The sequence below is a fragment of the Sphingobium sp. TCM1 genome (assembly GCF_001650725.1).
Classification (GTDB): Bacteria; Pseudomonadota; Alphaproteobacteria; order Sphingomonadales; family Sphingomonadaceae; genus Sphingobium.
In genome coordinates this window covers 35,951-57,009 of sequence record NZ_LXVX01000016.1, presented here as the reverse complement: position 1 = coordinate 57,009, position 21,059 = coordinate 35,951, and the positions used below count along the sequence as shown (strand labels likewise).

The following is a 21,059-nucleotide window of genomic DNA, read 5'->3' as shown; positions in this document are numbered from 1 at the left end:
TCAGGCGACCTGGCGGCCGAAGTCGGACGAAGCATGGCGCAGGCTGGCAAGCTTGTCCTCTACGCTCTTGAAGCCGCGTTCCAGCTGGTCGATTTCCGACGCCACGACCTCTGTATCCTGGCGGATGGCCGAGATGGTGGTCGACATGGAGTCGGCGGCGAGCGCTGTTTCGTCGACGGCGGCGGTGATCATGGTGACGGTCTGGGCCTGCGCGTCCATGGCGTGGCGGATGCGTTCGGCGCTCGCCTGCACTTCGCCCACCGTGTCGCGGATGCGCTCGTTGGTTTCGACCGACTGGCGCGTCGACATCTGGATGTCGGCGATCTTGCCGGCAATCTCGTCGGTGGCGCGGGCGGTCTGGTTGGCCAGGCTCTTCACCTCCTGCGCGACGACCGCGAAGCCGCGACCCGCATCGCCCGCACGGGCGGCCTCGATCGTGGCGTTGAGCGCGAGCAGGTTGGTCTGGCCCGCAATGTCGCGGATCAGGCCCAGGATCGATTCGATCGACTTGGCATGTTCGGACAGGGTGGCGGACATGGTGACGGCGTCGCCCGACTGGCGCGCGGCGCGCTGGGCGACATCGGCAGCGCCCTCCACCTCGGTGCGGGCATCTTCGATCGCGCGGATCAGGCCGGCGGAGGTGCGGGCGGCTTCGCGCATCGCCAGCGCCGATTGTTCGGCGGCAGCGGCGACTTCGGACGCCTTGCCCAGCATCCCGCGCGTGGCGGCGGAGGCGTCCTTCGCCTGTTCGCGCAGCGATTCGCCCAGCTTCGACGCGCCGTCGATCTCGCCGACGATGCGTTGTTCGAACAGCGAGCCGTAGCGCTGCCGTTCGGCGCGCTGGGACTCGGCCAGATCCTGTGCCAGCACATTGCTCATGATGCCGATGTCCATGGAGGACAGGCGGTTGATCGCCTGCAACAGGCGCTGGCAGCGCGGCCTGTCGTCCCAGCAGCGGTCGCAGACCAGTTCGGCGATCTTTTCGTTGGATCGGGACACGGCGGTCAGCACCGCCTGCACCGGGAAGCCGTGCTTGCTGGCGTGGCGCACGCAATCGGTCGCCGTGGCGATCCATTCGCCCGCCGAGAAATTGGCGAGCTTCTGTTCAATATAACGGGCGGTTTCGGCCTCGATCTTGCGCAGCGCGCTTTCGCTCAGATGCCGGCGCAGTTGCGCGTCGGCGGCGTAGCTTTCGAAGAAGGTCTGCGCGACTAGCGGCAGCGAGTCCCGGATCATCGCATGGATTTCCAGCGCGTCGGGTGCGATGCTGTCGGTCAGGTCGAGATTGGCCAGATTATTGGCGTTCACGATCCGGAATGTCTCGGCGGACTTCATGTTAATCGGGTGCCCTTCGAAAATGCGCGAACCTTTGGTCGGAAGGAATAGCGGCCTTTGGTTAATTGATCCTTATTCCAACCATCGGCAGCACTTTTCCTGCGCGGCGCCTACGCGGCTTGCCCTCTCGCCTCTTCGCTCTTAAGGGGACGGGACTCAGGGACAAGCTTCAGGGACTAGGGTAGACATGGCGCGATCCACCAGCCGGCCACTCTCGCCGCATTTGACGATCTGGAAATGGGGGCCGGCCATGGCCGTCTCCATCATGCACCGCGTGACGGGCAACGGCCTGGCGACCGCGGGCGCGCTCGGCCTCATCTGGTGGCTGATGGCCGCCGCGACCGGGCCGGAAGCCTATGCGACCTTCGTCAAGTGCGCGACGTCGCCGGTCGGCTATCTGGTCATGATCGGCCTGACCTGGTTCTTTTTCCAGCATCTCTTTTCGGGCCTCCGGCACTTCGTGCTCGACATGGGCGCGGGCTATGAACTCAAGAGCAACAAGAGCTGGTCGATCGCGACCTTCGTCGCCTCGCTGCTCGTGACCGGCCTCGTCTGGCTCTATATCTTCGGAAAGGCATTCTGATGGGCAACGGTACTGGTATCGGCCGCGTCCGTGGCCTTGGCTCCGCGCGGCACGGCGCGCACCACTGGCTGGCGCAGCGCTACACCGCCGTCGGCAACCTGCTGCTGGTGCTGTGGCTGATCTTCAGCCTGATCGCGCTGCCCGGCCTCGATTATGAGAGCGTCGTTGGCTGGATCGCCAAGCCGCTGGTCGCGGTGCCACTGATGCTGATGGTGGTCAGCATCTTCCTGCACCTGCGGCTGGGGATGCAGGTGATGCTGGAGGATTATGTCCATGACAAGGGTCTGGCCTTCTTCTCCATGCTGCTGCTGAACTTCTATGCCTTTGGCGGCGCGGCCGCGGGCGTCTTCGCGATCGCCAAGATCGCCTTCACGGGGGTCGCCGAATAATGACCGAAGCCTACAAGATCATCGACCATACATATGACACCGTCGTCGTGGGCGCGGGCGGCTCCGGCCTGCGCGCGACCATGGGCAGCGCCGAAGCGGGCCTCAAGACCGCCTGCATCACCAAGCTGTTTCCGACCCGGTCGCACACCGTCGCGGCGCAGGGCGGCATCGCGGCGTCGCTCGGCAACAATTCGCCCGATCACTGGACCTGGCACATGTACGACACCGTCAAGGGGTCCGACTGGCTGGGCGACCAGGACGCGATCGAATATATGGTGCGCGAAGCGCCTGCGGCCGTGATCGAGCTGGAACATGCCGGCGTGCCGTTCAGCCGCAACGAGAACGGGACCATCTACCAGCGTCCCTTCGGCGGCCATATGCAGAATATGGGCGCCGGCCCGCCGGTGCAGCGCACCTGCGCCGCCGCCGACCGCACCGGCCACGCCATGCTGCACGCGCTCTACCAGCAGTCGCTGAAGTATGACGCGGACTTCTACATCGAATATTTCGCCATCGACCTCATCATGGAAAATGGCGAGTGCCGTGGCGTCATCGCCATCTGCATGGAGGATGGCTCGATCCATCGCTTCCGCAGCCATGCCGTCGTGCTGGCGACGGGCGGCTATGGCCGCGCCTATTTTTCCGCAACCTCGGCGCACAGCTGCACCGGCGACGGCGGCGGCATGGTGCTGCGCGCAGGGTTGCCGCTCCAGGATCTGGAGTTCGTGCAGTTCCACCCGACCGGCATCTACGGCGCGGGCGTGCTCATCACCGAAGGCGCGCGCGGCGAGGGCGGCTACCTCACCAACTCCGAAGGCGAGCGCTTCATGGAGCGCTATGCCCCCTCGGCCAAGGATCTGGCATCGCGTGACGTCGTGTCCCGTTCGATGGCGATGGAAATGCGCGAAGGGCGCGGCGTGGGTCCGAACAAGGATCACATCTTCCTGCACCTCGACCATATCGATCCCAAGGTGCTGGCGGAGCGCCTTCCGGGCATCACCGAAAGCGGCAAGATCTTCGCGGGCGTCGACCTGACCCGTCAGCCGCTGCCCGTGACCCCGACCGTCCATTACAATATGGGCGGCATCCCCTGTAACTATCATGGCCAGGTGGTGACCAAGGTCGGCGACGATCCGGAAGTCGTGGTGCCGGGCCTCTATGCGGTCGGCGAAGCGGCCTGCGTGTCGGTTCATGGCGCGAACCGCCTCGGCTCCAACTCGCTGATCGACCTTGTCGTGTTCGGCCGCGCGACCGGTCTGCACCTCAAGGAAACGCTCAAGCCCAACGCGCCGCACAAGCCGCTTCCGGCCGATGCCGCCGATCTGGCGCTGTCGCGCCTCGACAAATATCGCAATGCCAAGGGCGGCACGCCCACGGCGCAGATCCGTCTGGAAATGCAGCACACCATGCAGAAGCACGCGGCCGTGTTCCGCGACAGCGCGCTGCTGGCCGAGGGCGTCACCAAGATGGCGCAGGTCAATGCCCGGATGCAGGATGTCGGCGTATCCGACCGCTCGCTGATCTGGAACACCGACCTCATCGAGACGCTGGAGCTGGACAATCTCATGTCGCAGGCGGTCTGCACCATGGTCAGCGCCGAGAACCGCAAGGAATCGCGCGGCGCCCATGCCCATGAGGATTTCCCGAACCGCGACGACGACAACTGGATGAAGCACACCGTCAGCTGGTTCGAAGGCTGGGGCGGATCGGGCGGCAAGGTGACGCTCGATTATCGTCCGGTCCACGACTATACACTCACGGACGAAGCCGAATATATCAAGCCCAAGGCGCGCGTTTACTAAGAGCGCGCCGACCGGTGGAAATGCGATGGGGCGGGCCGCAGGGTCCGCCCTTTTTCGTGGGCGGAGGGGCGGGCGAAGTTCACGATGTCGCCGGGCTTTTCGGCCCGGACGCGCTCCCGACGCGCCTGCGACGCATCCCTTCCTTCATCGTGCGGATGGGACGGCGCGCACGGCAAGGCGGCAGGAAAGGCAGTGGGACCATCGGCGAGGATAGAAACAGCGGCAATAGGAAAAGGCATGTGGGGGGCAGAGGCATATAGTTAAGCGCGGCGCGACGCCGCTCGAAAGCGGCCATGCATATGACCGTTGCGCCAGCGACCCGGAGGGCGGCCGCAGGCCAACGCTGGGGCTTCAGGCGACGGCGCGATACGCTCGGGGCAAGCGCCAAGTCCAACTGCGCCGCGCCGTCTCTCCTCCGCCCGTTCCTCGGTTTCACCGGCCAAAGGGCAACAGCGCCTCATAGATGTCCAGCCCCGGCTTGCCTTCCACGCGACCGCCCTGCCGCAGCAGGAATGCGTGCTTCACGATCTCGGCCTGCTGCTCGATGCCGTAGCGGTGGAAGGGTTTGCCGGGCAGGATGGCATAATCATAGCGGCAGAAGGGGTGGCGCATCAGCGGAAGCCACCAGCGGCCCGATCGCTGCGCCTGCCAGACATGGGTCATCTCATGAATGAAATGGCCCTGGACATGCAGTGGACTGGCGCAGAAGTCGGCGCAGAACAGATCGCTGTCGGGATGGAACCACAGGTCGCCGTCAGGCGCCATGGTCACGCCCCTGGGCTGGAAGGGCCACCATTTGCGATGATGCACCCGCACCCGCGCATAGTCGATCGCCTGCCCGAAGACCGAGCCGGCCAGCGCCGCTTCCTGCGGGGTGAGCGGGCGGCTGGTCAAGGGGCGGGGGCGTTGCCGGCCTTTGGAACGGGCGCGGCGGCGGCCTCCGGCTTGCGGATGACCGCGTCGACCAGCAGCCGGTCGCCATTGGCCATCAGGAAGGTGAACTGCATCTTGCCCCGGCTGATCGCGGTGTCGTTGACGCCGAAGATCATCAGATGCTTGCCGCCCGGCGCGAAGGCGACCTTGCCCTTGGCGGGGATGTCGACGCTTTCGATCCGCTCCATCGTCGTCATGCCGTCCCTGGTCAGGCTTTCATGCATTTCGACCTTGAGCGCATAGTCGGTGATGACGCCGCGCAACTGCGTGCCCATGTCACCGCCATGCGCCACGAAATAGCCGGCCGAGGGCATGTCCTTGTTCGGCGACAGCCGCACCCAGGCCTGGTCGACATAGGTCGGCGCCGGATCGCCGCAGGCGGCAAGGGCGAGGGGCAGCAGCAGCGGCGCGGCAAGGGTGAAAAGGGCAAGGGGCGCGCGCATCCTATACTCCGTGACTGTCTCGTTTCCGGTCGATCCGCCGGCGGCAGCCGATCCGATTGCTCCGGCGACCGCCCTGTTTTCTTTTGTTTTCCGCGTTCTGCGAGTCGCCGGCCGGGCCGGTCGGCGTCAGAACGCTCTAGGTAATCGCCGCAGCTTCTTGTGCCAAGCGAAAGCGCGCCTATATCCCTCGTGCAAACGGCCTTGCCTTGGCGCTTTTGTGAGGTATGGGGCCGTCAACCGCTGAGTATATTTGGGGTTACAAGAGGAAGAGATGGCAAAAGTTATCGGGATCGACCTGGGCACCACCAACAGCTGTGTCGCTGTGATGGACGGCGGAAAGCCCAAGGTCATCGAAAATGCGGAAGGGGCGCGCACCACCCCCTCGATCGTCGCCTTCGCCAAGGATGGCGAACGCCTGATCGGCCAGCCGGCCAAGCGTCAGGCTGTCACCAACCCGGACAACACGATCTTCGCGGTGAAGCGCCTGATCGGCCGCCGCTTCGATGATCCCATGACCAAGAAGGACATGGAACTCGTCCCCTATTCGATCGCCAAGGGCGGCAATGGCGACGCCTGGGTCAAGGCCGGCGGCCAGGACTACAGCCCGTCGCAGATCAGCGCGTTCATCCTTCAGAAGATGAAGGAAACCGCCGAGAGCTACCTGGGCGAAACGGTCACGCAGGCGGTCATCACCGTTCCGGCCTATTTCAACGACGCCCAGCGTCAGGCGACCAAGGACGCCGGCCAGATCGCCGGCCTGGAAGTGCTGCGCATCATCAACGAGCCGACCGCGGCCGCGCTGGCCTATGGTCTCGACAAGCAGGACGGCAAGACGATCGCGGTCTATGACCTTGGCGGCGGCACGTTCGACATCTCCATCCTGGAGATTGGCGACGGCGTGTTCGAGGTGAAGTCGACCAACGGCGATACCTTCCTGGGCGGCGAGGATTTCGACGCCAAGCTGGTGGAATATCTGGCGGCCGACTTCCAGAAGGCCGAGGGCATCGACCTGACCAAGGACAAGTTGGCGCTCCAGCGTCTGAAGGAATCGGCGGAAAAGGCGAAGATCGAGCTGTCCTCGGCGCAGACGACCGAAGTCAACCTGCCCTTCATCACCGCAGACCAGAATGGTCCCAAGCATCTGGTGAAGACCGTGACCCGCGCCGATCTGGAGCGTCTGGTCGCCGACCTCATCAAGCGCACGATGGAACCCTGCAAGAAGGCGATGGCCGACGCCGGCGTTTCGGCGAGCGAGATCAGCGAAGTGGTGCTGGTGGGCGGCATGACCCGTATGCCCAAGGTGCGCGAGGCCGTGAAGGAATTTTTTGGCAAGGAACCGCATACCGGCGTGAACCCGGATGAAGTCGTCGCCATGGGCGCGGCGATCCAGGCGGGCGTGCTGCAGGGCGACGTCAAGGACGTGCTGCTGCTCGACGTTACCCCGCTGTCGCTGGGTATCGAGACGCTGGGTGGCGTGTTCACCCGCATGATCGACCGCAACACCACCATCCCCGCGAAAAAGTCGCAGGTCTATTCGACCGCCGACGATAATCAGCAGGCGGTCACGATTCGCGTGTTCCAGGGCGAGCGTGAAATGGCGGCCGACAACAAGCTGCTCGGCCAGTTCGACCTGGTCGGCATTCCGCCCGCGCCGCGCGGCGTGCCGCAGATCGAAGTCACCTTCGACATCGACGCCAACGGCCTGGTCAACGTGTCGGCCAAGGACAAGGGCACCGGCAAGGAGCAGCAGATCCGCATCCAGGCATCGGGCGGCCTCAGCGACGCCGACATCGACCAGATGGTCAAGGATGCCGAGCGCTTCGCCGAAGAGGACAAGAAGCGGCGTGAGGCGGCCGAGGCGAAGAACAATGCCGAAAGCCTGGTCCACACCACCGAAGGCCAGCTGGCCGAACATGGCGACAAGGTCGACGCGTCGCTTAAGGGTGAGATCGAGACCGCGATCGCTGCGACCAAGAGCGCGATCGAGGGCGGCGATGCCGAGGCGATGAAGGCCAAGGCGCAGGAACTCGCCACGGTCGCGATGAAGCTCGGCCAGGCGATCTACGAGAAGGAGCAGGCTTCGGCCGCCGCTCCGGGCGCCGACGCGCCCAAGGCCGACGATGATGTCGTCGATGCCGAATTCTCGGAAGTGGACGACAACAAGGCGTAAGCCCGATGAAACGCTCCTCGACTTTGCTTCGGGCGGACGTCATGGTCTCTGACCAGCGCGACCGTCCGGGGCGGAGCCGGGGACCGTGCGCGCCGGGGGCGATATGACTACCGAAGTTGATTATTACGAGCTGCTCGAAGTCGAGCGCACGGCGGACAGCGCCACGATCAAGAGCGCCTATCGCAAGATGGCGATGAAATATCACCCGGACAAGACCGGGGGCTGCACCGACAGCGAAGCCCGGTTCAAGGCCGTATCGGAAGCCTATGAGTGTCTGAAGGACCCTCAGAAGCGCGCGGCCTATGACCGTTATGGCCATGCGGCCTATACCAACGCCCAGAATGGTGGCGGTGGCGGCGGTGGATTCCGGGGCGGCGCGGGCGGTTTTTCCGATCTGGGCGATATTTTCGAGACGATTTTCGGCCAGGCCGGTTTCGGCGGCCAGGGCGGCGGGCGCCAGCAGCAGCGCCGCGGCGCGGACCTCCGCTACGACATGGAAATCTCGCTTGATGAAGCCTATCATGGCAAGCAGACCGAGATCCAGATCGAGGTGTCGGCCGCCTGCGACAGTTGCGACGGATCGGGCGCGCAGCCCGGCACCGGGGTCAAGAGCTGCGGCACCTGCGGCGGCCATGGCCAGGTGCGCGCGCAGCAGGGCTTTTTCGTGGTCGAGCGGACCTGTCCGTCCTGCCATGGCGCGGGCCAGGTGATCGAAAGCCCCTGCCGGTCCTGCCGGGGCGAAGGGCGGGTGGACAAGCCCAAGACGCTGTCGGTCAATATCCCGGCCGGCGTCGATGAAGGCACTCGCATCCGGTTGTCCGGCGAGGGCGAGGCCGGGGCGCGGGGCGCGCCTTCGGGCGACCTCTATATCTTCCTGCATGTGAAGCGTCATTCAATCTTCGAACGCGACGGCACGACCCTGTTCTGCCGCGCGCCCGTCAGCTTCACCACGGCGGCCCTGGGTGGCGTGATCGAAGTGCCGGGCCTCGACGGCATCCGGCATGAGATCAAGATTCCGAGCGGCATCCAGTCGGGCAAGCAGATCCGCCAGCGCGGCGCCGGTATGCCGGTGCTGAACGGCCGGGGGCAGGGCGATCTCGTCGTCCAGGTCGATGTCGAGACGCCGACCAAGCTGACGGCCAAGCAAAAGGAACTGCTCGAAGCCTTCCGCGAGACGGAGACGGGTGAGGAATGCCCGCAATCGACGGGTTTCTTCTCCAAGCTCAAGGAGATGTGGGGGGATTGAATTCAATCTCCCCTGAGATCCGCTATTGATCCCATGCATGTTCGTCATTCCCGCGCAGGCGGCCATCTATCTCCAACGCTCTCCTCCGAAATGAGGTCAGGAGATGGATTCCCGCCTGCGGGGGGATGACGGTCCTCTTTTAGCGGAAGGGGTCAGTTGCTCTGCGCCCTGCCTAGCCCTCGCCGCGCCCACCAGTGGAAGGGCAGGCCCGCCGCCATCAGCAGGACGCTCGACCCGCTGGCGACCACGCCCGCGCCCCAGAGCGTCCAGAGTGCATAGCCCAATCCGATCAGGGCGGCAGGCACCACCAGCCTGAAGCGCAGGCTCGCCAGGGCGCAGCCGACATAGAGCCACAGGGTCGCGGAGGTGGCGAGCAGCGCCATCGCCGTGAACAGCGCCACCAGTCCTTGCAGACTGTTCGCGACCAGCATCAGGCTGGCCAGCACGGTCGACAGGATCAGTCCGCGCACCGGCGTCCCCCTCGCATCGGTGCCCGCCAGCCAGCGCGGCAATTCCCCGGCGCGCGCCATCGCAAGCGGCACCTCACCCTGCAACAGGGTCCAGCCGTTGAGCGCGCCGAGGCAGCTCACGACCACGAACAGCGCGACAAAGCCGGCCGGGCCGGGCGACCAATAATGGCTGACGAACGCGCCGAAAGGCGATCCGGTCTGGGTTTCCGCGGCCGGAAGGGTAAGCGCGATGCCCGAGCAGACCAGCAGATAGATGAGGCCGGTCGCGACCGTGCCGATCAACGTCGCGCGCGGGATGGTGCGGGCGGGATCGCGCACCTTGTCGGCAGCGACGCTCGCGGACTCGAAGCCGAGCAAGGCCCATAATGTCAGCGCGGCGGATGCGGTGATGCCCGCGCCGGTCAGCCCTTGCGCGGGGAAGGGCGTCACCTCCGCCCGGCCGCTGCCCAGGATCAGGATGAGCAGGACCAGCACGACGGCGATCGGCACGAGCTTGAGCAGCGTCGTGGCGATCTGCGTCACGCCCGCGGCGCGCGCGCCGATCAGGTTGATGCCGGTCATCGCCCAGAGAAAGCCGATCGAACAGAGCGCCCCGACGCCGGGTTTCGCCAATGCAGGCAGGATGCTGCTCAGGTTCGCGGTCGCGGCGACGGCGATGGTGACATTGGTGATGATGATCGACAGCCAGTAGATCCAGCCGATCGCGAAGCCGGCCAGCGGGCCATAGGCGCGCGCGATCATCTGCGCCGCATTGGCGTCGGGCATGGCGACGGTCAGCCGCGCGATGACGAAGGCCAGCACCAGCGACCCGGCAATGGTGAAGGCCCATCCCGCCACTGCGTCCCAACCGAAGGGCGCCAGGCTGGCGGGCAGCAGGAAGACGCCTGATCCGATCATGTTGCCCATGACCAGCGCGATGCAGGCGGCAAGGCCCAAAGTGCGGGATGCGCCCGCGGCGGTGTCGGTGGCTTGCATGAGCGGATGCTAACGGCGGCCGGGGCCGCTGGCTAGGCCAAGTCCGCTTCCGCCCCGGAACGGAGGATACATTAACTGCAATCGCCTTCGCCCGCATTGCATTTGCGAAAACGGGCGCTGAAGTCCAGATGGGCTGCGATGCTGCAATGCAGCAAAGTTTTTCAACCGAGGTTTCCGATGTTCTCCCTGCTCTCGCTCTATTTTGCCTATCGTCGCGACGTCCTGACCGCCGAACGCTATATCGCGGGCCTGGCCAAGGGGCAGGCGCCGGTTGCGGACGACGTGACGCCGGTTCCGATGGAAGAAGAACTGCCGCTCGCCGCCTGATTTTTGCGCATTGCCGATCATCGCCCGTCCCGGCATGCCACGCCTGCATCGCAAGGCTTCCGGTCGCCGTGCAAAATGGACAGGAACCAAAATCATCGCCCGTCCGTTCTGGCGTCATAATGATGTGAGGATGATGTGATGGTTGATATGCGCAATGACGGCTATGATGACCGGACGGTGATTGTCGAAAAGCGCGGTCCAGGTCGAACAATCGCCATAGTCCTGATCGCCATTCTGGCAATTGTCGGCATTTTGTTCGCTACCGGTTTCTGGAAGGCGGACGTCAGTGGCGGCGATATGCCTGAAGTGAGCGTCCAGGGTGGCGATCTTCCGAAGGTCGACGTTGATTCGAAGGAAGTCGTCGTCGGGACCAAGGAAGCGACCGTGGATGTGCCGACGGTTGGCGTGAAGGATAATGGCGAAGAATAATCGCCACGTGCACTGGGTTAATTCCGCCGCAGGGCCCGCGACCTGGCTTGTGATAATCGCATCCTGTTTGCGCGAAGTGATGTCCCCCGCTCGCGCACGATGCTCTGGCCTTTCCGGCTCATGAAAATGGCTTCCCATGGCGACATGGGGAGCCATTTTCATGAGCGGCAATGCGGGGATCAGGCGGCCAGGAACAGGTCCGGATCGAGCGCCATCAGCGTGTCGGCCCCGCCTTCGATCTTGCGACGCAGCGATCCGGCATCGGGCATGATCCGTTCGGCGAAGAAGCGCGCCGTTACCAGCTTTGCGCCCAGATATTGGGCGTCGCCCTGTCCCGCCGCGATCAGCGTGGTCGCGGCCTTCGCCATGCGCAGCCACATCAGGCCGGTCGCGACTATGCCCAATATGTGCATATAGTGATGCGCGCCGGCCCCGGCATGTTCGGGGTTCTTCATGGCGTTCTGCATCAGCCACATGGTCGCCGCGCCAAGCTGTCCGCTGGCCTTTTCCAGCGCGTCGGCGATGGGGGCGAGCACCTCGTCAGCCTTGGCCGTCGCCACTTCCTCCCCCAACATCTTGAGGAAGGATTGCAGCGCGCGGCCGCCGTTCATCGGCAGCTTGCGGCCTACCAGGTCCATCGCCTGCACGCCGTTGGTGCCTTCGTAGATCTGGGCGATGCGGGCGTCGCGGACATACTGCTCGACGCCATTTTCCCAGATATAGCCATGGCCGCCGAACACCTGCTGGCAGGCGACCGCCACGTCGAAGCCCCGGTCGGTGCCATAGCCCTTGACCACCGGGGTCAGCAGCTGGAGCAGGTCATCCGCCGCCTGGCGTTCTTCCTCGGTCCCGGCATGGTGCGACAGGTCGACCTGGAGCGCGGTCCACAGGATGAGCGCGCGCAGCCCTTCGGTCATCGCCTTCGCCTCCATCAGCATCCGGCGCACATCGGGATGGACGAACAGCGTGTCGGCCTTCTCGCCCGGTTCCTTCGGCCCGGTCAGCGCGCGGCCCTGACGGCGGTCCTTCGCGTAATGGACCGCATTCTGGAAGGCGATCTCCGCCTGGCCCAGCCCCTGGAGGCCCACGCCCAGCCGCGCCGCGTTCATCATGATGAACATGGCGGCCAGCCCCTTATTCTCTTCGCCCACGATCCAGCCGGTCGCGCCGTCATAGTTCATGACGCAGGTGGCGTTGCCGTGAATCCCCATCTTGTGCTCGATCGAGCCACAGGACACGGCGTTGCGTTCGCCGAGCGACCCGTCTTCGCCGACGAAGAATTTGGGGACGACGAACAGCGAAATGCCCTTGCTGCCTTCGGGCGCGTCGGGCGTCTTGGCGAGGACGAGATGGATGATGTTTTCCGACAGGTCATGCTCGCCCGCCGAAATGAAGATCTTGGTGCCGGTGATGGCATAGCTGCCATCGGCCTGCGGCACCGCCCTGGTCTTGATGAGGCCCAGGTCCGTGCCGCAATGCGGTTCGGTCAGGTTCATCGTGCCGGTCCATTTGCCCGACACCATGTTGGGAATGTAGCGCTGTTGCAGTTCGTCGCTGCCCTTGGCGATCAGCGCCGCGACCGCGCCCGCGGTCAGCCCATGATACATTTCGAACGCCTGGTTGGCCGACAGCACATATTCGTCGACTGCGGTCGCCAGCACGGTGGGCAGCCCCTGGCCGCCAAATTCGACGGGGCCGTGGATCGTCGTCCAGCCGCCCTCGACAAACTGGTCGAACGCCGCCTTGAACCCGGTCGGCGTCGTCACGCTGCCGTCCGGATGACGGGTGCAGCCTTCCTTGTCGCCCACCGCGTTCAGGGGGAAGAGGACTTCGGCCGCCATCTTGCCGCCTTCGGTCAGGATCGCCTCCACCAGGTCGGGCGTGGCATTTTCGAAACCGGGGAGGTTGGCGTAGCGGTCCAGCCCGACGACATGATCGAGCACGAAGCGGGTATCACGGACAGGGGCGGCATAGCTGGGCATGATCTTCTCCTGATTATTCTTTGGTTCCCCGCACGCGGGGTAGGGGACTATCTGTCTTCGATGGTGGCCACGAAGGCGGACAGCTCGGCGATCGCTGCGTCGATGTCATCCTTCTGGCGGGTCAGCAGGTCGATCCGCGCCTTGCACTTGTCGACGGTGACGCGGCGCTGCGCCTCATGCGCTTCGTCGGCATCATACAGGTCGATCATCTCGCGAATCTCGGTGAGGCTGAAGCCCACCCGTTTGCCGCGCAATATCCAGGCGAGCCGGGCGCGGTCGCGGCGCGAATAGATGCGGGCCAGACCCTGCCGTTCCGGCGAGATCAGCCCTTCATCCTCATAGAAGCGCAGCGCCCGGGCGGTCACGCCGAATTCCTCCGAAAGGTCGGTGATGCTGTAGCTCTGCCGTTCGCTGTGGTCTGGCAGTTCGATGCCGGCGATGCTGCTGCGCTTGTCCATGATGCCGATGTAGCCCTGCTTTACGTTTACGTCAAGGTTAGTGAGGTGAGAGGCCCAGCGCGCTCTCCCGGTCCTTTTGCCTTAGTGACAGGCAGCGGCCAAGCCGCTACGGCGACGGAATGATGGGGGCGGTCAGACAGAGCGAAAGCGCGCGCGGCTTGCTGGCCGCACTCGCGCTGCTCGTGCTGGCGATCCAGCTGGTCGCGCCATCGGGCTTCATGCCGGTGCGTACCGAGAAGGGCGTCGTCGTGACGCTCTGCACCGGGCAGGGCGCGGTCAATGTCGTCGTGCCGCGCGGCGATGCGCCGGGCAAACATGGCCAGCCCGACGATGGCATGGCGGACCAGCAACATTGCCCCTTCGGCGCGTCGGTCCAGCCGCTGGTGCCGCCTCTGGTGGCCGCCGACCTGCCGCTCCCAGCCTGGCAACTGGCCTTCGGGCCGATCGCCTTCGCGCTCAAGACCGGGGTCATCGCGCACCTTGCCGCGCCGCCGCCGCCATCATCGGGGCCGCCGGCCACTTTCTGAAATCCCTTGTCCGGTCGCGCCGCCAGCCGGCGCGCGCCGCCTTACGCCTTTTTCAGAAAGTCCTATCCTTATGCGTCCCATCCATGTCGCGCGCAGCCTGCCGCTGTGCGCTCTCATCCTGTCCGCCACCCCGGCCTTCGCCGACGAAGCCGAACAGGGTGGCATCATCGTCACCGCCAGCCCGATCGTCGAAGCGGCGGCCGCCCGCGTCCAAAAGACCCCCGGTGGCGTCGATATCGTCGCGGCGGAAGCGTTTGACAACCGGCTCGCCGTTTCCCTGCGCGACGCGCTGGCCTTCTCGCCTGGCGTCTATACCCAGCCGCGCTTCGGGCAGGAGGTCCGCATCTCGATTCGCGGATCGGGCCTGTCGCGCGGCTATCATATGCGCGGCCTCACCTTGTTGCAGGACGGCATCCCGATCAACGCCGCCGACGACAATGGCGATTTCCAGGAGCTGGACCCGCAGGTCTTCCAGCATCTGGAGGTTTATCGCGGCGCCAATGCGTTGCGGTTCGGGGGATCGACGCTGGGCGGCGCAATCAACGCGGTGACGCTGACCGGGCGCAGCGCGCCGGGCGCGGAAGTCCGCATCGATGGCGGCAGTTTCGACACGGTCCGCGGCAAGATCGCCTATGGTTATGCCGATGACCATGGCGACGCCTGGGCCGCGCTGACCGCCGACCGTTCCGACAGCGATCGCGCCCATGGGGATCGCAAGGCGCTGCGCTTCAACGGCAATGTCGGGCTGAAGCTCTCGGACAGCGTCGAGACGCGCTTCTATGCCAGCGCGCAGACGATCCGCCAGAAACTGGCTGGAGCGCTGAGCGAGAAGGATGTGTTGACCAATCCCGCCAAAGGGAACTTCGTCCTCGACCAGGCGCGTGACATTGATTCCATCCGCCTCCAGAACCGCACCACCATCGACCTGGAAAAGGGGCAGCTGGCGTTCGGTGCCTTCTTCAACGCCAAGGCGCTCGACCATCCCATCTATCAGGTGATTGACCAGAAGTCGCAGGTCTGGGGTCTGTTCTCCAGTCTCGACCTGGCCGGCGACCTGGCTGGCCTGCCGGTGGAACTGACCCTGGGCAGCCAGGCGCGCTTCGGCAGCGGCACGTCCCGGCAGTTCGTCAATCTCGGCGGCCGGTCTGGAGCGCTCACCGCCCATCAGCAGGTCCGGGCGCAGACGATCAACAGCTATGGCGAAGCGCGTATCGCCCCCTTGCCCGGCCTCTGGCTGATCGCGGGCGGCCTCTACACCCATGGCGAGCGCCGGATCGACAATCGCCTTGTTCCCGCGCGCAGCGGCGACGCGCGCTTCGACGCCTTCGCGCCCAAGCTGGGCCTGCTCTACCAGCCCGTGGAGGCGGCGCAATTCTATGCCAATTACAGCCGTTCGGTCGAACTGCCGGGCTTTGGCGAACTCAGCCAGACGCCCGCGGGCGGCGCGCCGGGCTTCACCCCCGTCGGCGCGCAACGGGCATGGACGGCGGAGATCGGCACGCGCGGCCGGATCGGCATCGTCGGCTGGGACGTCAGCCTCTATCGCGCCGACATCCAGGGGGAGATGTTGCAATATAGCGTGGTCGCGGGCGTCATTCCGGCCGCGACCTTCAATGCCGATCGGACCCGCCACCAAGGCGTGGAAGCCGGACTGGACCTGACCCTGACGCCATGGGCAATGCTGCGACAGGTCTATGGCTATAGCGACTTTCGCTTCCGTGACGATGTGCAGTTCGGCGACAACCGCCTGCCGGTCGTGCCGCGCCATTTCTACCGGGCGGAGCTGAAACTGGGCACCGAGCGGCTGAGTCTCGCCCCGGCGGTGGAGTGGCTGCCGCAGGGTGCATGGGTCGATTATGCCAACACGAAGCGGGTGGACGGCTATGCGCTGCTCAATCTCACGGCGCAGGCGCAGGTGCGCGATGGCCTCACCCTGTTCCTCGACGCGCGCAACCTGACCAACGAGCGCGCGGTCGGCGACATCAGCGCGCTGGTCCGCTATACGCGCGACACCCCCGCCACCGCCGCCGACGAAGGCAGCGTCGCTTTCTATCCCGTCGAACGCCGCGCCGTCTACGCGGGCGTCCGCGCGCGCTTCTGACGGGGGCCGGTGATGACGCAAGGGAATGTCTATCGGGCGATCTGGCGCTGGCATTTCTATGCCGGGCTGATCGTCCTGCCCGTGCTGGCGCTGATGGCAGTGACGGGCGCGCTCTATCTCTACAAGACTCAGATCGAGGCCATGCTCTATCCGGTGCAGACGCCCGCGCATGGCGGACAGGCGATGTTGCCCGCTTCGCAGATCATCGCGAATGCGGAACGACATGCCGGCGGCAAGGCCAGCCAACTGCTCCGCCCGGCCGACGGCACGCAAAGCTGGCGCGTCACGACAGGGTCGGCGAACGGCGATTCAGTCGTGAATTTCGTTGATGCATTTGACGGCCGTGTCCTAGGCCAGATGCATGACGGCGGCGCGATGCAGGTGATCCGCGACCTGCACAGCCTGGCGTTGACCGGCCCGGTCGGCAACCGACTGGTGGAGGTGGTGGCTGGCTGGGCGATCCTGCTTTGCATTACCGGCCTATATCTGCGCTGGCCCCGGCGCGGACAGCCCGCGCTGACGATCCGGGGCAGGCCCGCAACGCGGCTGTTCTGGCGGAACGTTCACGGTACGCTGGGCTTTACGTCGGCGGCGATCATCCTGTTCCTGGCGGTGACGGGAATGCCCTGGACCCAGGTCTGGGGCGGCGGGCTGCGTGCGATCATCGCCGCCAATGGGGCGGGGCGTCCGCAGATGAAGGTCAATCCCTGGGCGCCGCAGGCGAAAGCGGTATTGCCCTGGACCCTGCGCGAGCGCGGCGGCCCGGCCGGCACGCCGGGGGACATCGGCGTCGATGCGGTGGCCGGCGTCGCCGCGCGACGCGGCCTGGTATCGGGCTATCAGTTGTTTCTGCCTGCCAGTCCCGGCGCGCCCTATCTGGTCAGCGCGATCACCATCCGCGCCGATGACGCCCGCGTCCTCACCATCGCCGCCGCTGACGGGGCGGTGGTGCAGGATGTCGACTGGAGGCAGTTCGGGGCTGGCGCGAGGATGGTGGAATGGGGAGTCTCCACCCATATGGGCCAGCAATATGGCGAGCCAAATCGCCTGCTTATGCTGGCGGGCTGCCTGTGCCTGCTGCTGCTCTGCCTGACCGCGCCGATCCTCTGGTGGAAGCGCGGCCTGTCCACGCCGCCGCCGGCCAGCCCCGGCGCGCTGCGGGCGGTGGCGGGGGTGATGCTGGCGCTGGGCCTGCTGTTTCCGCTCACCGGTCTCAGCATGATCGCCGCGCTTCTGGGCGAAGCCCTGGCGCGGGGGATGCGGCCGGCCCGGTTTCCTTTCGATCCAGGAAGGACTATGGGGCGACCATGATCCGTCTTTCCGGCCTGAAACTGCCCCTCGACCATCCGGCCGAGGCGATGCCCGTCGCCATTTGCGAACGCCTCGGACTCGAACCGCAGGACTTGCGCGGCCACAGCGTCGTGCGGCGCGGCAATGACGCCCGGCGCAGGACCGCTATTCAGCTGGTCTATACGGTCGACCTGGATCTGACCGACGAGGCCGGGGTGCTGGAGCGGTTCGCGAACGACCATGACGTCCGTCCCACCCCCGACACGCGCTACAGGTTCGTCGCCCATGTCCCCGAAGGCTGGCAGGGCAAGCGGCCGGTGGTGATCGGTGCCGGGCCATGCGGCCTGTTCGCGGGCCTCATCCTGGCGCAGATGGGTTTCCGGCCTATCATCCTCGATCGCGGCAAAGTGGTGCGCGAGCGGACCAAGGATACGTGGGGGCTGTGGCGCCGCGCGGAGCTGAACCCGGACAGCAATGTCCAGTTCGGCGAGGGCGGGGCGGGCACCTTTTCCGACGGCAAGCTCTATTGCCGGGTGAAGGATCCGCGCTTCCTGGGCCGCAAGGTGCTGGAGGAATTCGTCGCGGCGGGCGCGCCCGACGACATTCTCTGGGAAGCGCATCCCCATATCGGCACCTTCCGCCTCGTTTCGATGGTCGAATCGATGCGGCGCCAGATCGAATCGCTGGGCGGCGAATATCGCTGGCAGCACCGTGTCGACGATCTGGTGCTGGAGCGGCAGGGCGACGGCACGCAGCAGTTGCGCGGCCTTGTCCTCCACGACGGCAGCGTGATCGAGGCCGACCATGTCGTCCTGGCGGTCGGCCACAGCGCACGGCCGACCTTCGAGATGCTGCACCGCCGGGCCGTCCATATGGAGGCCAAGCCCTTTTCGATCGGCGTTCGCATCGAGCATCCGCAAAGCTGGATCGACCGCGCCCGATATGGCAATTGCGCGGGCCATCCGGACCTGGGCGCGGCGGCCTACAGCCTGGCCCATCATTGCGCCAATGGCCGCACCGTCTACAGCTTCTGCATGTGTCCGGGCGGGCGGGTGGTGGCCGCGACGTCGGAGGAAGGCCGCGTCGTCACCAACGGCATGAGCCAGTATAGCCGCGCCGAGTTCAACGCCAATAGCGGGCTGGTGGTCGGGATCGACCCGGCGCGCGACTATCCCGGCGGGCCACTGGCAGGCATCGATTTCCAGCGCCACTGGGAAAGCCTGGCCTATGTCGCGGGCGGTTCCTCCTACTGGGCGCCGGGGCAGACGGTGGGCGACTTCCTGGCCGGGCGGCCGTCGACCGCGCTGGGATCGGTCACGCCGTCATATAAACCGGGCGTCACGCCGACCGACTTGTCCCGATGCCTGCCCGGCTTCGTGATCGAAGCGTTCCGCGAGGCGCTGCCGGTCTTTGGCCGCCAGCTCGCCAACTACGATCATCCCGATGCGGTGATGACGGGCGTCGAAACCCGCACATCCTCCCCATTGCGCATCACGCGCGGCAAGGATTTCCAGAGCCTCAACGTCGCCGGCCTCTACCCGGCGGGCGAGGGCGCCGGCTATGCCGGGGGCATACTTTCAGCCGCGATCGACGGCATCAAGGTAGCGGAGGGCGTGGCGCTGGCGATCACCGCCGGCTGACTTTATCCCGTAATATCGCCGTAACGGGCGTGCCGCCGTCCCGTCGCTGCGGCGTCATCGCGCGGTCAAGCCCATGTCATGCAGGTCGGGCAAAAGCGCCTTCATGCTGACCCATATCGACCGTTGCGTGCGCATTTCCCCGGCCGACAAGGCCCGGCTGCGCGTCCTCTTCCTCGCCAAACATGCGCGGGCCACCGGCGCGCCCGACGCGGTGGACGGCAACCATGCCATCTATCATCATGAGATGCGCATGACGCTGGAGGAGATCGGCCTCCATATCCGGGTCGCCAACAGTTACGAGGCGCTGTTCGAGCGGCCCGATGTCGATTTCGTCGTCACCCTGCTCAATCGCGGGGGCTTCCAGAACAGCGAGATGATGGCGCCGCTGCTGCTCAGCTGGCGCGATGTGCCCCATATGGGCGCCAGCCCGATCCTGCGCGGCGTGTCCGACGACAAATATCTGAGCAAGCTCATCGCCCGCGCCCATGGCGTGCCGACCATGCCGGCGCAGATATTCCGCCGGGGCGGCCTGCCCGCCGAACCCGCCTTCCGCGCCGAGCGGCTGGTGGTCAAACCGAATGCCTCCTCCGCGTCCTGGGGCCTTGCCATGGTCGACAGCTGGGCGCAGGCGCAGGCGCAGATCGACTATCTCCATGGTGAAGGGCATGACGTGCTGGTCGAGGCCTGGGCGCCGCTGCTCGACGTTGCCGTGCCCGTGGTCGGCGGCAGCGGCGGCCAGCCCTGGATATTGCCGCCGATGATGTATGTGCCCGCCGATCCCCACCGTGCGCGCAGCCATGAGGAAAAGCGCGGCCTGATCGATGCAGGCGACGATCCGTTGGTGCTGGTCGAGGATCGCGCGCTGCTGGGGCAGCTGGAGGACATGACCCGGCTGCTGCTGCCCGAACTCTGGCCGTTCGACTATGGCCGGTTCGAGTTTCGCTATGATCCGGTCAGCGGCGCGGTGCAGTTCATGGAAGTCAACCTGTCCTGCAATCTCTGGTCGAAGAAGACGATTTCCCGTTCGGCCCGGTCGATCGGGGTGGACCACCAGACGCTGGTTGAAACGATCATCGGCCACAGCCTGGAGCGGCAGGGGCTGCTGACTGAGGCGCCGCTGCGGGTCGCGGCCTGATGGGCGGCCGCAAGGACGGGCGCGCGACGGCGCTGGTGCTGGCCGGAAAGCGTGACGGGGCGACCGACCCGCTGGCGCTGGAGGCGGGCGTCACCCATAAATGCCTGGTCCCGGTGGCGGGCCAGCCGATGCTGATACACGTCATCGACGCGCTGGCGGCGAGCGACCGGATCGGCAAGATCCGCGTCGCGATCGAGGACCCGGCGGTGCTGGAAGGACTGGCGCAACTGCGCGGGCTAATCGCCACCGGGCGGCTGGTGGCGGTCGCGGCGCGGCCCAATCTGGTGGATTCGGTGCTGGCGGCGGCGGATGGCGCGGCCTTCCCGTTGCTGATCACGACCGCCGACAATGTGCTGCTGACCCCGCCCGCCGTCGCGGAGATGCTGGAAGGCTGCAAGGCGCAGGGTGCGGATGCGGCGGTCGCGTTCACGCGGCGCGAGTCGGTGCTGGCCGCGCATCCAGAGGGCCAGCGGAAATTCTACCGTTTCGCCGAGGACAGCTATTCCAACTGCAACACCTATTGGCTGAAGGATCGCGCGGCGCTGGCGGCGGCGGAGACTTTCCGGTCGGGCGGGCAGTTCGTGAAACATCCGCTGCGCATCGTCGGTGCGTTCGGCCTACTGAACCTCATCCGCTTCCGCTTCGGCCTTGGCACATTGGCGGCGACCTTCGCACGGTTCTCGCGACGCTTCCGCATGACGATCGCGCCGGTGATCCTGTCGGACGGCGCGGTGGCGATCGACGTCGACAATGCGCGCACGCGTGGCGTCGCGGCAGACGTGCTGGAGCAGCGCGCGGTCATGATGCAGGCTGCGGAGTAGATT

19 protein-coding genes are annotated in these 21,059 nt (G+C 65.9%); 13 read left to right on the top strand and 6 right to left on the bottom strand.

Annotation, left to right across the window (positions count from 1 at the left end; all coding sequences use genetic code 11):
* Entirely contained in the window at window positions 1–1,335 is a 1,335-nt protein-coding gene (locus A7Q26_RS12735) for a methyl-accepting chemotaxis protein (protein WP_066860030.1), read from the bottom strand.
* Between the two features lie 187 nt (window positions 1,336–1,522).
* On the opposite strand from A7Q26_RS12735, the gene sdhC reads away from it, so the two are divergent.
* From sdhC to sdhA, 3 genes are read left to right on the top strand one after another with little or no spacing between them, the layout of a single operon-like run.
* Window positions 1,523–1,918 carry a succinate dehydrogenase, cytochrome b556 subunit gene (gene sdhC / locus A7Q26_RS12730; protein WP_066860027.1) on the top strand — a complete coding sequence of 132 codons (396 nt, stop codon included), beginning with the start codon at window positions 1,523–1,525 and terminating at the stop codon, window positions 1,916–1,918.
* On the top strand, window positions 1,918–2,307 hold the full coding sequence (gene sdhD, locus A7Q26_RS12725; RefSeq protein ID WP_066860024.1) for a succinate dehydrogenase, hydrophobic membrane anchor protein: 390 nt from the start codon (window positions 1,918–1,920) through the stop codon (window positions 2,305–2,307). Before sdhC ends, sdhD begins: the two co-directional genes overlap by 1 nt.
* The gene (gene sdhA, locus A7Q26_RS12720) at window positions 2,307–4,109 is read left to right on the top strand and encodes a succinate dehydrogenase flavoprotein subunit (RefSeq protein WP_066860021.1); all 1,803 of its coding nucleotides are present in this window, start codon (window positions 2,307–2,309) and stop codon (window positions 4,107–4,109) included. Before sdhD ends, sdhA begins: the two co-directional genes overlap by 1 nt.
* A 432-nt stretch (window positions 4,110–4,541) precedes the next feature.
* On the opposite strand, the gene A7Q26_RS12715 is transcribed toward sdhA, so the two are convergent.
* The gene (locus A7Q26_RS12715) at window positions 4,542–5,003 is read right to left on the bottom strand and encodes a vgr related protein (protein ID WP_066860018.1); all 462 of its coding nucleotides are present in this window, start codon (window positions 5,001–5,003) and stop codon (window positions 4,542–4,544) included.
* The gene (locus A7Q26_RS12710) at window positions 5,000–5,485 is read right to left on the bottom strand and encodes a copper chaperone PCu(A)C (RefSeq protein ID WP_066860015.1); all 486 of its coding nucleotides are present in this window, start codon (window positions 5,483–5,485) and stop codon (window positions 5,000–5,002) included. The genes A7Q26_RS12715 and A7Q26_RS12710 overlap by 4 nt, the downstream gene beginning before the upstream one ends.
* A 271-nt stretch (window positions 5,486–5,756) precedes the next feature.
* Between A7Q26_RS12710 and dnaK the strand changes: the two genes are divergently transcribed.
* Together dnaK and dnaJ are read left to right on the top strand one after the other, a co-directional pair.
* A complete protein-coding gene (gene dnaK, locus A7Q26_RS12705; protein WP_066860012.1) occupies window positions 5,757–7,655 on the top strand; it encodes a molecular chaperone DnaK in 1,899 nt (632 codons plus the stop codon).
* A 103-nt stretch (window positions 7,656–7,758) separates the two neighbouring features.
* Window positions 7,759–8,901 (top strand): molecular chaperone DnaJ, encoded by a 1,143-nt coding sequence (gene dnaJ, locus A7Q26_RS12700; RefSeq protein ID WP_066860010.1) that lies wholly within the window; start codon window positions 7,759–7,761, stop codon window positions 8,899–8,901.
* A 152-nt stretch (window positions 8,902–9,053) separates the two neighbouring features.
* Here the strand turns inward: dnaJ and A7Q26_RS12695 are convergent, their stop codons facing one another.
* Complete coding sequence (locus A7Q26_RS12695; protein ID WP_066860007.1) at window positions 9,054–10,346, bottom strand: amino acid permease; 1,293 nt, start codon at window positions 10,344–10,346, stop codon at window positions 9,054–9,056.
* 177 nt (window positions 10,347–10,523) lie between these two features.
* On the opposite strand from A7Q26_RS12695, the gene A7Q26_RS25585 reads away from it, so the two are divergent.
* Window positions 10,524–10,673, top strand: a complete 150-nt coding sequence (locus A7Q26_RS25585) for a hypothetical protein (protein ID WP_198162933.1) — start codon at window positions 10,524–10,526, stop codon at window positions 10,671–10,673.
* A 138-nt stretch (window positions 10,674–10,811) separates the two neighbouring features.
* A complete protein-coding gene (locus A7Q26_RS12690; protein WP_066860004.1) occupies window positions 10,812–11,102 on the top strand; it encodes a hypothetical protein in 291 nt (96 codons plus the stop codon).
* 179 nt (window positions 11,103–11,281) lie between these two features.
* Here A7Q26_RS12690 and A7Q26_RS12685 read toward each other — a convergent pair whose 3' ends face one another.
* Entirely contained in the window at window positions 11,282–13,084 is a 1,803-nt protein-coding gene (locus A7Q26_RS12685) for an acyl-CoA dehydrogenase C-terminal domain-containing protein (RefSeq protein ID WP_066860001.1), read from the bottom strand.
* Between the two features lie 47 nt (window positions 13,085–13,131).
* Window positions 13,132–13,542, bottom strand: coding sequence for a MerR family transcriptional regulator (locus A7Q26_RS12680; RefSeq protein ID WP_066859999.1), 411 nt, complete (start codon window positions 13,540–13,542; stop codon window positions 13,132–13,134).
* A 119-nt stretch (window positions 13,543–13,661) separates the two neighbouring features.
* Here A7Q26_RS12680 and A7Q26_RS12675 point away from each other — a divergent pair, with 119 nt between their 5' ends.
* The 6 genes from A7Q26_RS12675 to A7Q26_RS12650 all read left to right on the top strand — a co-directional run bounded on the left by A7Q26_RS12675 (window position 13,662) and on the right by A7Q26_RS12650 (window position 21,056).
* Complete coding sequence (locus A7Q26_RS12675) at window positions 13,662–14,069, top strand: DUF2946 family protein (protein WP_066859996.1); 408 nt, start codon at window positions 13,662–13,664, stop codon at window positions 14,067–14,069.
* Between the two features lie 70 nt (window positions 14,070–14,139).
* The gene (locus A7Q26_RS12670; protein WP_066859993.1) at window positions 14,140–16,170 is read left to right on the top strand and encodes a TonB-dependent receptor family protein; all 2,031 of its coding nucleotides are present in this window, start codon (window positions 14,140–14,142) and stop codon (window positions 16,168–16,170) included.
* 12 nt (window positions 16,171–16,182) lie between these two features.
* Complete coding sequence (locus A7Q26_RS12665) at window positions 16,183–17,481, top strand: PepSY-associated TM helix domain-containing protein (protein ID WP_066859990.1); 1,299 nt, start codon at window positions 16,183–16,185, stop codon at window positions 17,479–17,481.
* A complete protein-coding gene (locus tag A7Q26_RS12660; RefSeq protein WP_066859987.1) occupies window positions 17,478–19,100 on the top strand; it encodes an NAD(P)/FAD-dependent oxidoreductase in 1,623 nt (540 codons plus the stop codon). Before A7Q26_RS12665 ends, A7Q26_RS12660 begins: the two co-directional genes overlap by 4 nt.
* Before the next feature lie 103 nt (window positions 19,101–19,203).
* Window positions 19,204–20,235 (top strand): phosphoribosylglycinamide synthetase, encoded by a 1,032-nt coding sequence (locus A7Q26_RS12655; RefSeq protein ID WP_066859984.1) that lies wholly within the window; start codon window positions 19,204–19,206, stop codon window positions 20,233–20,235.
* On the top strand, window positions 20,235–21,056 hold the full coding sequence (locus tag A7Q26_RS12650) for a nucleotidyltransferase family protein (RefSeq protein WP_066859982.1): 822 nt from the start codon (window positions 20,235–20,237) through the stop codon (window positions 21,054–21,056). The genes A7Q26_RS12655 and A7Q26_RS12650 overlap by 1 nt, the downstream gene beginning before the upstream one ends.
* Window positions 21,057–21,059: the final 3 nt, after the last annotated feature.